We start from the raw sequence: 13,324 nt of genomic DNA on the forward strand, positions 1-13,324 counted from the left end.
CCCTCCGACCGCCCGGGACCAACCGATGAGCCAGTCACCCCAGCGCGCCGCGCTCTCCGCCGACAAGCGCCGTCTGCTCGCCACGCTGCTCCGGCAGCAGGGCCTCGCCCCCGCCGGCGCCCCCGCCGGCCTGATCGCCCGCCGCCCCGAGGGGGTCCGGCTGCCGCTGTCCTTCGCCCAGCAACGGCTCTGGTTCGTCGAGCAGTTCGCCGGTCCGAGCCCGCTCTACAGCATCGCCTGCACGGTCCGGCTGACCGGCCGGCTGGACGCCGTCGCCCTGGAGCGGGCGCTGAACAAGGTGGTGGCCCGGCACGAGGCGCTGCGCACCACCTTCCACGCCGAGGACGGCCGGCCCGAGCAGGTCGTGCACGCCGAGGCCGAGGTGGCGCTGCCGCTCACCGACCTGTCCGCGCTGGACGGCGACGCCCGGGCGGCGGCGCTGGCCGAGCTGACCGACCAGGAGAGCCGGCGTCCGTTCGACCTGGGCTCCGGTCCGCTGCTGCGCGGCCGGCTGGTCCGGCTGACCACGGATGAGCACCTGCTGGTGCTGGCCATCCACCACATCGTGGCGGACGGCTGGTCGCTGGACGTCCTGGTCCGCGAACTCGCCCACCACTACCGGGACGGAGCCGCCGAGCTGCCCGAACTCCCGGTCCAGTACGCGGACTTCGCGCTCTGGCAGCACGAGCGGGTGTCCGGCGCCGCGCTGGAGGAGCAACTGGCGCACTGGCGCGGGCGGCTGGCGGGCGCGCCGAGCACCGTCGACCTGCCCACCGACCGGCCGCGCGCCGCCCGGCAGGGCTTCGCCGGCGCCTGCTTCCCGTGGCGACTGGACGGCGACCTGGCCGCCCGGCTGACCGAGCTGGCCCGCGAGCACGACGCCACCCTGTACATGGCGCTGCTGGCCGGCTTCACCGCGGTGGCGCAGCGCTGGAGCGGCCAGACCGACCTGGTGGTCGGCTCGCCGGTGGCCAACCGCAACCACCCGCAGACCGAGGGCCTGATCGGCTTCTTCGTCAACATGCTGCCGCTGCGGGCCGACCTGTCCGGCAACCCGACCTTCCGCGAACTGCTGGGCCGGGTCCGGGAGTCCGCGCTGGCAGCGTACGCCCACCAGGACGTGCCGTTCGAGCGGATCGTCGAGGAGGCCCGCCCGGACCGGGACGCCGGCGGCCGCACCCCGTTCGCCAATCTGCTGCTGGTCCTGCAGAACACCCCGGAGACCCGGATCGAGCTGCCCGGGCTGCGGATGGACGTGGCCGCGGTGGACACCGGCACCGCCAAGTTCGACCTGCACCTCCAGGTCACCGAGACGCCGCAGGGCCTGACCGGCCTGGCCGACTACAGCACCGAGCTGTACGAGGAGCGCACGGTGCGCCGGTTCGTCGACCAGTGGCTGCGGCTGCTGGCCGCCGCGGTCGCCGCGCCGGACACCCGGCTGGACGCGCTGCCGCTGCTGGACCCGGCCGGGCGGGACGCCGAGCTGGCGGCCGGCGCGGCCCGCCGGGCCACCGCCCCGGCGGCCCGCAGCCTGCCGGCGGCCTTCGCCGAGCAGGTCCGGCTGCGTCCGGACGCGGTCGCGGTCGGCTGCGGCGCGGAGCGGCTGAGCTACGCCGAACTGGACCGCCGCTCGGACGCGCTGGCCCGCGAGCTGCGCGCGCTGGGGGTGGGCCCGGAGAGCCGGGTGGCGATCTGCGTCGAGCCCTCGGTGCGGCTGGTGACCGGGATCCTGGGCATCCTGAAGAGCGGCGGCGGGTACGTCCCGCTCGACCCGCGGCACCCGGCCGAGCGGCTGGCGTTCACGCTGGCCGACTCCGGCGCGGTGGCGCTGGTCGCCGACCCCGAGCACGCCGGGCTCGTCGACGGCGTCCCGGTGCTGGCGGTGGACCAGCCGCTGTCCGAGGAGCCGCTGTCGGCGGAGCCGCTGGAGCCGGCCGCGCTGGGCCCGGACCACCTCGCGTACGTCATCTACACCTCGGGCACCACCGGCCGCCCCAAGGGCGCGCTGCTCACCCACGCCAATGTGCTGCGGCTGTTCGAGGCGGCCGCCGCGGACGTGCCGTTCGGCCCGGACGACGTCTGGTCGCTGTACCACTCGGCCGCGTTCGACTTCTCGGTCTGGGAGATCTGGGGCGCGCTGCTGCACGGCGGCCGGATCGCGGTGGTGCCGCAGGAGGCCCGGCAGAGCCCGGCGGCCTTCCGCGAGCTGGTCGGCGCCGAGGGCGTCACGGTGCTCAGCCAGACGCCCACCGCCTTCCGCCAGTTCGCGGACGCGGACGCCGTCGCGGGGGCCGGCGCCCTCGCCCTGCGGCACGTGGTGTTCGGCGGCGAGGCCCTGGAGCCGGGCGCGCTGCGCGCCTGGGCCGACCGGCACCCGGCCGGCCCGCGCCTGGTCAACATGTACGGCATCACCGAGACCACCGTGCACGTCACCGCGCACCCGCTCGGCGCGGCCGACCTGGCCGCCCCCACCAGTGTGATCGGCCGTCCGCTGGCCGACCTGGCCGTGCACCTGCTGGACCGGCGCGGCGAGCCGGTGCCGCCCGGCGTCCCCGGCGAGCTGTGCGTCGGCGGCCCGGGCCTGGCCCGCGGCTACCTGGGCCGCCCCGGCCTGACCGCCGAGCGCTTCGTCCCCGCCCCGCTGGGTGACGGCGAACGGCTCTACCGCAGCGGCGACCTGGCCCGCCGGCTGCCCGACGGCACGCTGGAGTACCTGGGCCGGATCGACCAGCAGGTCAAGGTGCGCGGGCACCGGGTGGAGCTCGGCGAGATCGAGGCGGAGCTGGGCGCCCACCCGGGCGTGCGGCACGCGGCGGTGCTGCCCCGGGAGACCCCGGGCGGCGGCACCGGGCTGGTCGCCTACCTGGTCCCGGCCGAGGAGGCCGGCCGGGCGGACGAAGGCGCGGCCGGCGCCGACGCCGAGCAGGTCGCCCAGTGGCGGACCGTCTTCGACACCGCCTACGACCAGTACGAGCAGGTCGGCGGCGCCGACCCGACGTTCAACATCCGCGGCTGGACGAGCAGTTACACCGGCGAGCCGATCCCGGCCGAGGAGATGCGGCGCTGGGTCGAGGACACCGTCGCGCTGGTCCGCGGCACCGGCCCGCGCCGGGTCCTGGAGATCGGCACCGGCACCGGGCTGCTGCTCTTCCGACTGGCCGGCGACTGCGAGCGGTACACCGGCCTCGACCTGTCGGACAGCGCGGTCGCGCACGTCCGCCGGCACCTCCCGGCGCACTGGGACCACGTCCGGCTGCTGCGCCGGGCCGGCCACGAGCTGGACGACCTGCCGGCCGGCGACTTCGACACCGTGATCGTCAACTCGGTGGCCCAGTACCTGCCGAGCGCCGGCTACCTGGTGGAGGTGCTGACCAAGGCCGCCGCCCTGCTGGCCCCCGGCGGGCGGCTGGTGGTCGGCGACGTCCGGCACCTGGCCCTGCTGGACGCCTTCCAGGTGTCGGTGCTGCGGCCGGGCCTGCCCGCCGGGACGGACGGAACGGCCGGGGCGGACGCGGAGGAGCTGGCCCGCCAGGTCCGCCAGGCCGTCCGGCAGGAGGACGAGCTGCTGCTCGACCCGCGCTTCTTCGCCGCCCTGCGCCGGGAGATCCCGCGGCTCGGCCGGGTCGAGGTGCGGCCCAAGCCCGGGCACGACCGCAACGAGATGACCCGCTACCGCTACGACGTGGTGCTGCACCTGGACGCCGAGCCCGCCCCCGCGCCGGTGCGCACCGTGGCGTGGACCGGCGGCGAGCTGCGCGCCCTGCTGGACGGCGCGCCGCTGGTGGTCACCGGGATCCCCAACGCCCGGGTGGACGCCGACGCCCGGACCGCCGCCCGCCTCGGCGGCGCCGCCCCGGAGGAGGACCACACCGCCGCGCTCGACCCGCAGGAGCTGCGCGAGCTGGCCGACTCCCTCGGCCACGCCGTCGAGCTCAGCTGGGCTTCCGGCGACCCGCTCGGCCGCTTCGACGCCGCCTTCCGCCCGGCCGGCACCGAGCCGGTCACGGCCCTGCCGCCCGCCGGCGACGACGCCGGACTGCCCTGGTCGCACTGGGCCAACGACCCGCACCGCGGCCGCGCCGCCCGCCGGCTGGTCCCCGCGCTGCGCTCCCGGCTGCGCGAGCGGCTGCCGGAGTACATGGTCCCGGAGGCCTTCGTCACGCTGGACGCGCTGCCGCTGACCGCCAACGGCAAGCTCGACCGGGCCGCGCTCCCGGCCCCGGACTGGTCCACCGGCTCGACGGCGCTGCTCGCCCCGCGCGACGAGACCGAGCGGGCCCTCGCCGAGATCTGGAGCACCGTGCTGGGCGTCGCCCGGATCGGCCTGGCCGACGACTTCTTCGACCTCGGCGGCCACTCGCTGCTGGCCGTCCAGGTGACCGCCGCCGTGCGCGAGTCGCTGGGCCGCGAGCTGCCGGTGCGGGCGCTGTTCGAGGCGCCGGTGCTGGGCGATTTCGCCGAGGCGGTGCGCCGCGCCCCGGCCGCCGAGGCGCCGGCCGTCGCCGCCGCCCCGGAGCGCGAGGCCGTGCCGGCCGACGGCGGCGGTTTCGACGACCTGTCCGCCGAGGACCTCGCCGCGCTGATGGGCGGCGACCAGTGACCACCACCCCCGACACCACCCGCGACACCACCCGCGTCCAAGAGAAGGAGCACCCCGTGGCCACCGCCACCCGCACCGCCGAGGTGCTGCCGACCTCCGCCGCCCAGCGCCGGTTCTGGCTGGTCGACCGGCTGGAGGGCCCCAGCGGCGTCTACAACACCGCCGCCGCGCTGCGGCTGAGCGGCCCGGTGGACGCCGACCGGCTCGGCCGGGCGTTCCAGCTGCTGGTCGACCGGCACGAGGCGCTGCGCACCGTCTTCCCGGCCCGGGACGGCGTCCCGGTCCAGCTGGTGCTGCCGCGCCGGGTGTTCGAGCTGGGCCGGACCGAGGCCGTCGGCGCCGGCGAGGACGAGGTCCGCGCGCTGGCCGGCCGGCTCGCCGAGCAGCCGTTCGACCTGGCCAAGGGCCCGCTGCTGCGCGCCGAGCTGATCGCGGTCGGCCCGCGGGAGCACCTGCTGGTCGTGGTGCTGCACCACATCGTGGTGGACCGCTGGTCCTTCGGCCTGCTGATGTCCGACCTCTCCGAGTGCTACGCCGCGCAGGTCGAGGACCGCCCGGTCCGACTGCCCGAGCTGGCGGTGCGCTACGCCGACCACGTCGCGGGCCGGCAGGCCCAGCTGGACGGCGGCCTCGCCGACCGGCTGCTCGACCACTGGCGCGAGCGGCTGGCCGGCGCCCCGCAGGCGCTGGAGCTGCCCGGCGACCGGCCGCGCCCGGCGGTGCGCAGCTTCCGCGGCGCGAGCGTGCCGGTGCGGCTGGACGCGGCCACCTCGCGGGCGGTGCGCGAGCTCGCCAAGGCCGGCGGGGCGACCCCGTTCATGATCCTGCTGGCCGCGTTCCAGGCGGTGCTGGCCCGGCACGCGGGCGCCGCGGAGGTGGTGGTGGCGACCGGGCCGGCCACCCGGCCGCCGGGCACCGAGCTGCTGGTCGGCTCGCTGGTCAACACGGTGCTGCTGCGCACCTCGCTGGCCGGTGACCCGGGCTTCGCCGAGCTGGTCGAGCGGGTGCGGGGCACCGCGCTGGACGCCTTCGAGCACCAGGAGCTGCCGTTCGACCGGCTGGTCGAGGAGCTGGCGCCCAGCCGCGACCTGTCCCGCAACCCGCTGGCCCAGGTCGGCTTCGTGCTGCAGAACGCGCCGGCCGCCACGCCCGCGCTGACCGGCCTCTCGGTCGAGCCGGTGCCGGTCGCCCGGGACAGTGCGCACCTGGACCTGGACCTCCAGCTGACCGAGGAGGACGGCTGCTTCACCGGGTTCGCCGAGTTCGCCCGGGACCTCTTCGACGCCCCCACGGTGGCCCGGCTGCTCGGCCACTGGGCCACCCTGCTGGGCGCCGCCGTCCGCGCCCCCGGCACCCGCTTGTCGGCTCTGCCGATGCTCACCGCGGCCGAGCTGGCGCAGGAGCTGCACGGCTGGAACGACACCGACGGCGAGTTCCCCGCCGGGCAGCGGGTGGACCAGCTGTTCGCCCGCCAGGCGGCCCGCACCCCCGACGCGGTCGCGGTGATCGACGCCGCCGGCTCGGTCGACTACCGGACGCTGGACGCCTGGGCGGGCCGGATCGCCCACCGGCTGCGGCAGGCCGGCGTCGGCCCGGACGTGCCGGTGGCGCTCTGCCTGGAGCGCGGGGCCGGCCTGAGCGCCGCCATGCTGGGCACGCTGCGGGCCGGCGGCGCGTTTCTCGGCCTGGACCCGTCCTACCCGGCCGACCGGCTGGCCTACATGCTCGCCGACGCCCGCCCGGCCGCCGTGCTGGCCCACCGGTCGACGGCGGACGCGCTGCCGGCCGGCACCGAGGTGCTGCTGCTGGAGGACATCGCCGCCGACGGGCCGGAGTTCGGCGGCGACTCCGGCGCCGGCGAGGCCAACCTCGCCTACCTGGTCTACACCTCCGGCTCCACCGGGCGGCCCAAGGGCGTCGCGGTCAGCCACCGCGCGATCGTCAACACCTTCACCGGGCTGGCCCGTTCGCACGGCTTCGGCCCCGGTGACCGGATGATCGCGCTGCACTCGCCGAGCTTCGACCCGGCCGTGCACGACTGCCTGGCCCCGCTGCTGGTCGGCGCCGCCGCCGTCTTCCCCGCCCAGGAGGCGGCCCGGGACCCGCGGCACTGGGCCGAGCTGGTCGCCCGCCACCGGGTGACCGTCTGGTCGATGGGGCCGGCCGGCACCGAGGCGATGGTGGCCGCCGCCGAGGAGCACGGCCTGGCCCTGGACAGCCTGCGCTCGGCGATGGTCGGCGGCGACGTGCTGCCGCCCGCGCTGCCGCCCCGGCTGCGCGCCGCCGCGCCCGGCTGCCGGGTGGTCAACTCGGCCGGCGTCGCCGAGGCCGCGTTCTGCAACAACGAGTACCCCGTCCCCGAGGACGCCGGGACCGGCCCGATCCCGTACGGCCACCCGCTGCCCAACCAGCGGCTGCTGGTGCTGGACGGGCTGCTGCGACCGGTGCCGGCCGGAGTGCCGGGCGAGCTGTGCGTGGCGGGCGAGGGCCTGGCCCGCGGCTACCTGGGCCGCCCCGGCCTGACCGCCGAGCGGTTCGTCCCGCACCCGTACGGCCGGGTGCCGGGCGAGCGGCTGTACCGCACCGGCGACCTGGCCCGCCGCCGCCCCGACGGCGAGCTGGAGCTGCTCGGCCGGGCCGACCACCAGGTCAAGATCCGCGGCTTCCGGGTCGAGCCGGGCGAGGTCACCGGCGTGCTGCTGGGCCACCCGGCGGTGGCCGACGCGATCGTGGTGGCCCGCGAGGTCGCCCCGGGCGACCGCCGGCTCGCCGCCTACTGGGTGCCCGCCGCCGGTACGTCCGTGCTCGGGGCGGAGCTGGCCGGCTGGCTGCGCGAGCGGCTGCCCGGGCACCTGGTCCCGGCGCTGTGGACGGAGCTGACGGCCCTGCCGCTCTCCCCCAACGGCAAGGTGGACCGCGCGGCGCTGCCCGCCCCGGCCGCCGCGGCCGGCCCCGCCGACCTGGTCGCCCCGCGCACCGCCACCGAGGCGGCGGTCGCCGCGCTCTGGCAGCGGCTGCTGGAGCTGCCCGAGGTCGGCGTGCTGGACGACTTCTTCGCCCTCGGCGGCCACTCGCTGCTGGCCAACCGCCTGGTCAGCGCGGTGCGCGCGGAGTTCGGCGTGGAGCTGCGGCTGCGCGAGGTGTTCGCCGCCACCACCGTCGCCGCCCAGGCCGAGCTGGTCGAGCGGCTGCGCGGCACCGAGCCCGCCGCCGACGCCCTGCCCGCCGTCACCCCGGTCGACCGCGCCCGCACCCTGCCGCTCTCCTTCGCCCAGCAGCGGATGTGGCTGTTCGACCGCTTCGCCCCCGGCAACCCGGCCTACCACGTGCCCACCGCCGTCCGGATCGGCGGCGCGCTGGACCCGGTCGCGCTGGCCGGGGCGCTGCGCGCGCTGACCGCCCGGCACGAGGTGCTGCGCACCGTGGTCCCGGAGGTGGACGGCGCCCCGGCGCAGCGGGTGCTGCCGGTCGGCGAGCCGCCGCTGACCGTCCGCGAGCTCGCCCCCGGCGAGCGGGCGCAGGACGTGGTCGACGAGTTCGTCACCCGTCCGTTCGACCTGGCGGCCGAGGTGCCGCTGCGCGCCCTGCTGCTGCGCACCGCCCCGGCGGAGCACGTCCTGGTGCTGGTGATCCACCACATCGCGCTGGACGGCTGGTCGATGGGCGTGCTGGTGGAGGACCTGGGCGCGCTCTACGACGGCCGGGAACTCCCTGCGCTGCCGGTGCAGTACGCCGACTACGCCTGCTGGCAGGCCGACCGGGCCGCCGAGGGCCGCTGGACCGGGCAGCTGGCGCACTGGCGCGAGCGCCTGGCCGGGCCGCTGCCGGTGCTGGAGCTGCCGACCGACCGGCCCCGCCCGGCCACCCCGAGCCTGGCCGGCGCGGTGCACGAGTTCACCCTGCCCGCCGAGCTGACCGGGCGGCTGCGCGCGCTCGGCGCCCGGCACGGCGCCACCCTGTTCATGGTGCTGCTGGCCGGCTACCAGACGCTGCTGGGCCGGCTGTCCGGCGCCGAGGACGTCGTGGTCGGCACCCCGGTCGCCGGCCGGGACCGGCCCGAACTGGACGGCCTGGTGGGCTGCTTCGTCAACAGCCTGGCGCTGCGCGGCGACCTCTCCGGCGATCCGGCCTTCGCCGCGCTGCTGGAGCGCACCCGGGAGCGCGTGCTGGCCGACTTCGACGGCCAGGAGGTGCCGTTCGAGCAGGTGCTGGACGCGGTCGGGGCCGAGCGCGACCCGGCCCGGCACCCGGTGTTCCAGACCATGCTGACGCTGCAGAGCGCCCGCCCGCCGCGGGCCGGTTTCGCCGGGCTGCGGGTCGAGCCGCTGGACGCGGAGACCGGCTCCTGCCTGATGGACCTGCTGTTCACCGCCGTCGAGCGGGACGGCGGGCTCGCCTTCACGGTCGAGTACGCGACGGACCTGTTCGACGCGGCGAGCGTGGACCGGCTGGCGCACCGCTTCGGGGTGCTGCTGGCGGCCGCCGCCGAGGCGCCGGAGACCGTGCTGTCCCGGCTGCCGCTGCTGGACGCGGCCGAGCGGCGCACCGTGGTCACCGAGTGGAACGCGACCGCCCGTCCGGTCCCGGCCGGCGGTGTGCACGAGCTGGTCGCGGCGGCCGCCGCCCGCACCCCGGACGCCCCGGCGCTGGAGCACGCGGGCGTGACCACCAGCTACGCCGAGCTGACGGCCGGCGCCGAGCGCTGCGCCGCCCGGCTGCGCGCGCTGGGCGTCGGCCCGGAGACCGTGGTGGCCGTTCACGCGGGCCCGACGCCGGCGCTGGTCACCGCCCTGCTCGGGGTGCTGAAGGCGGGCGCGGCGTTCACCACGCTGGACCCGGCGCTGCCGGAGCGGCGGCTGCGCACCCTGCTGGAGCTGTCCGGCGCGCGGCTGGTGCTCACCGACGGCGACCCGGCCTGGCTGCCGGACGGGCTGACGGTGCTGCCGATCGAGGGCCCGGAGGATTCCGACGCCCCGGCCGTTGCCACCCTCCCGGCCGAGCCCGAGTCGCTGGCCTGCGTGTTCTTCACCTCCGGCACCACCGGCACCCCCAAGGGCTCGATGTTCACCCACCGGGGCCTGGTGAACTTCACCCTGGCGATGGCCGAGGAGTTCCGGCTGGCCCCCGGCGACCGCTTCCTGCAGCTCGCCTCCACCGGCTTCGACGTGCTGCTGGAGGAGCTGTTCCCGGCCCTCGCCACCGGCGCCACCGTCGTCCTGCCCGGCGCCCGGCTGCTGGCCGACGGCGTCGACCTGACCGGGTACCTGGCCGAGCACCGGATCACCGGCCTGGAGCTGACCACCGCCTACTGGCACGACTGGACCGCCGAGCTGGCCCGCACCGGCACCACCCCGCCGCCGGAGCTGCGGTTCGTCGCGATGGGCGGCGAGCGGGTGCGCCGGGACCGGCTGGCCGCCTGGCAGCGGTTCGGGGTGCCGCTGGTGCACGTGTACGGGCTGACCGAGGTGAGCTGCACCTCCACCACCAAGCGGGTCACCGCCGAGCCGGTGGGCGGCGACGCCCTGCCGATCGGCCGTCCGCTGCCCAACACCACCGTCCACCTGCTCGACCCGGCCGGACAGCCGGTGCCGATCGGCTCCCCGGGCGAACTGCACCTAGGCGGCGCCGGCCTGGCCCGCGGCTACCTGGGCCGGCCGGGCCTGACCGCCGAGCGCTTCGTCCCGGACCCGTTCGGCGCGCCCGGCGCCCGGCTCTACCGCACCGGCGACCTGGCCCGCCACCGCGCCGACGGCGAGGTGGAGTTCATCGGCCGGGCGGACCAGCAGGTGAAGATCCGCGGCCACCGGATCGAGCCCGGCGAGGTGGAGGCCCAGCTCGCCGAGCGGCCCGAGGTCGGCGCCGCCGCGGTGATCGTCCGCGAGGACGAGCCGGGCGAGCGGCGGCTGGTCGGCTACGTGGTGGCCGCCCCCGGCACCGAGCCGGACGTCTTCGAGCTGCGGGCCGCGCTGCGCGAGCGGCTGCCCGAGTACCTGGTGCCGTCCGCGCTCGTGCTGCTGCCCGCGCTGCCGCTGAACGGCAACGGCAAGCTCGACCGCGGCGCGCTGCCCCGGCCCGGCCGGGCCGAGCTGGCCGGCGGCGCGGCGGTGGCGCCGCGCACCCCCGCCGAGCGGGAGATCGCCGACCTGGCCGGCGAACTGCTCGGCCTGCCGGCGGTCGGCGTCCACGACAACCTGTTCGACCTGGGCCTGCACTCGCTGCTGGCCGCCCGGTTCGCCGCCCGGGTGCGCGAGGCCTGCCAGGTCGAGGTGCCGCTGCGGGTCTTCTACGAGGCCCCCACGGTGGCCGAGCTGGCGCTGCGGGTGGTGCAGCTGCAGGCCGCCGACACCGACCCGGACGACCTGGCGCTGCTGCTCGCCGAACTGGAGGCCGAGGACGGCCTCGCCTGACCCCGCACTCCCCCCTAGCCCATTCGACTCTCTCTGGAGGAACCCCATGCCCATCGCCCCGGCCCCGCTGGAGGACTGGCTCCGCGAGCGGTACTTCACCACCACCTACGACATCAGCAGCAGCGGCGTCGAGAACTACACCGTCGACCAGGTCCTCGCCCTGGCCGGCACCGACGCCTCCTCGCTCGGCGACATCGTGTTCCGCGACAGCCACTCGCTGGGCGGCGAGCCGCTGCGCGCCGCGCTCGCCGAGCGGCACGGCACCGACCCCGGCTCGATCATCGCCACCCAGGGCTCCAGCGAGGCGATCTACCTGGTCATGCACGCCCTGCTGAAGCCCGGCGACGAGGTCGTGGTGCAGACGCCCGCCTACCACGCGCTGGTCGAGGTGGCCGTCTCGATCGGCTGCCGGATCGTCCCGTGGGCGATGCGCACCGAGAACGGCGTGGTCACCAACGAGGACGAGCTGCTGGCGCTGATCGGCCCGCACACCTCCATGGTGGTGGTCAACTTCCCGCACAACCCGACCGGCGCCACCGTCACCGAGGAGCAGCAGGCCGCCATCGTCGCCGCCTGCGCCCGCTTCGACACCTGGCTCGCCTGGGACAACGCCTTCCAGCACCTGGTGTACGACCGCGCGCCGCTGCCCGACCCGGCCCCCGGCTACCCGCGGGCGATCTCCTTCGGCACCCTGTCCAAGGCGTACGGCCTGCCCGGCCTGCGGGTCGGCTGGGCGCTGGCCGCGCCCGAGGTGCTGGCCGGCTGCGTGCGCCGCCGCGACTACACCAGCCTGGCGCTCTCCCCGCTGGTCGAGGCGGTCGCCACGCACGCCGTCCGGCACGCCGACGAGCTGCTGCGCCCCCGGCTCGCCCAGGCCACCGCCAACCGGAAGGTGCTGGCCGACTGGCTGGCCGAGCACCGCGGCCGGGTGACCGCCGACCTGCCGGCCGGCGGCGTCACCGCCTTCCCCGAACTGACCACGGTGGCGGACGTGACCGAGTTCGCCGACCGGCTGGACCGCGAGCACGGCGTGCTGGTCGTGCCCGGCTCCTGCTTCGGCGCCCCCCGGCACATCCGGCTCGGCTTCGGCGGCGCCGCCGAGGAGCTGACCGCCGGCCTCGACCGGCTCGCCGCGCTGCTGCCCGCGGCCCGCTGAGCCGCCGTCCCACCGCCCCACCGACCCACCGAGGTGACCCGACCCATGCACACCCTGACGCTCGACCCCGCCGACGCCGACGCGATCGCCGTCCTGCTCGACGAGCTGGCCGCCCGGCACAGCGACGTCGAGGACCAGGCCCTCCAGGACGAGCTGACCATCCAGTCCCACCGGCTGCCGCTCGCGCTGCGCCGCTTCCTGACCGACTTCCGGCTGCACGAGCCGGCCGGCGCCTGCGTGGTCTCCGGCTACCGGGTCGACCAGGACCGGATCGGCGCCACCCCCGCGCACTGGCAGCACCGCACCGGGGTGTCCCCGGCGCTGCGCGAGGAGATCTTCCTGCTGCTCTGCGGGGCGCTGCTCGGCGAGCCGGTCGCCTGGGCCACCCAGCAGGACGGCTACCTGGTGCACGACGTCCTGCCGGTCCGCGGCCACGAGGACGAGCAGATCGGCACCGGCAGCAACCAGACCATCTTCTGGCACGTCGAGGACGCCTTCCACCCCTACCGGGGCGACTACGTGGGCCTGCTCTGCCTGCGCAACCCGGACCGGGTGCCGACCACCTTCGTCGGCGTGCAGGACCTGGAGATCTCCGCCGAGGACCGGCGGGTGCTCGCCGAGCCGCGGTTCTACATGCTGCCCGACAACTCCCACCTCCAGATGCTCGACAGCGGCCCCGGCCGGGACCTGCCCGGCGGGGACGAGCTGCTGACGGCGGCGTACGAGCGGCTGAAGCGGATGCGCGACGACGCCGTGCCGGTGCCGGTGCTGCTCGGTCCGCCGGCCGACCCGTACCTGTGCCTGGACCCGTACTTCATGGACCTGGACCGGCTGGACCCGGAGGCCCGGGGCGCGCTGGAGCGGCTCTCGGCGGAGATCGACCGCCGGCTGGGCGGCGCCGCGCTGGCCCCCGGCGAGATCGTCTTCGTCGACAACTACCGCGCGGTGCACGGCCGCAGCTCGTTCGCGGCGCGCTTCGACGGCACCGACCGCTGGCTCAAGCGGGTCAACGTCGCCCGCGACCTGCGCAAGTCCCGGGACACCCGGGCCGGCGCCGGATCCCGCGTCCTGTTCTGACCGCCGCCCGGTCCGACCGCCCGCCGTTCGACCGCGGCCCGCCCGCCGGCTCCGCCTTCCATCCACCGCCTTCGGGCCGCCTGA

General features: G+C 76.9%; 4 protein-coding genes. All 4 read left to right on the plus strand.

All coding sequences use genetic code 11. The features are described from left to right. Positions 1-25: 25 nt before the first annotated feature. The 4 genes from AB0N76_RS19925 to gntD are packed head-to-tail and all read left to right on the plus strand — an operon-like array spanning position 26 to position 13,240. Positions 26-4,600, plus strand: a complete 4,575-nt coding sequence (locus AB0N76_RS19925; protein WP_363558802.1) for an amino acid adenylation domain-containing protein — start codon at positions 26-28, stop codon at positions 4,598-4,600. Beyond that, a complete protein-coding gene (locus AB0N76_RS19930) occupies positions 4,597-11,007 on the plus strand; it encodes an amino acid adenylation domain-containing protein (protein WP_363558803.1) in 6,411 nt (2,136 codons plus the stop codon). Before AB0N76_RS19925 ends, AB0N76_RS19930 begins: the two co-directional genes overlap by 4 nt. A 46-nt stretch (positions 11,008-11,053) precedes the next feature. Continuing rightward, a complete protein-coding gene (gene vioD, locus AB0N76_RS19935; RefSeq protein ID WP_363558804.1) occupies positions 11,054-12,163 on the plus strand; it encodes a capreomycidine synthase in 1,110 nt (369 codons plus the stop codon). A 45-nt stretch (positions 12,164-12,208) separates the two neighbouring features. After that, positions 12,209-13,240, plus strand: coding sequence for a guanitoxin biosynthesis L-enduracididine beta-hydroxylase GntD (gntD, locus tag AB0N76_RS19940; protein ID WP_363558805.1), 1,032 nt, complete (start codon positions 12,209-12,211; stop codon positions 13,238-13,240). The last annotated feature ends 84 nt before the right edge of the window (positions 13,241-13,324 follow it).

The sequence above is a fragment of the Kitasatospora sp. NPDC093806 genome (assembly GCF_040683335.1).
In the GTDB taxonomy this organism is placed as follows: domain Bacteria; phylum Actinomycetota; class Actinomycetes; order Streptomycetales; family Streptomycetaceae; genus Kitasatospora.

What these genes read in the sequence shown, in the direction of transcription:
- vioD (WP_363558804.1), top strand. Translation starts at nt 11,054, where the DNA reads ATGCCCATCGCCCCGGCCCCGCTGGAGGACTGGCTCCGCGAGCGGTAC.
- gntD (WP_363558805.1), top strand. Translation starts at nt 12,209, where the DNA reads ATGCACACCCTGACGCTCGACCCCGCCGACGCCGACGCGATCGCCGTC.
- AB0N76_RS19925 (WP_363558802.1), top strand. Translation starts at nt 26, where the DNA reads ATGAGCCAGTCACCCCAGCGCGCCGCGCTCTCCGCCGACAAGCGCCGT.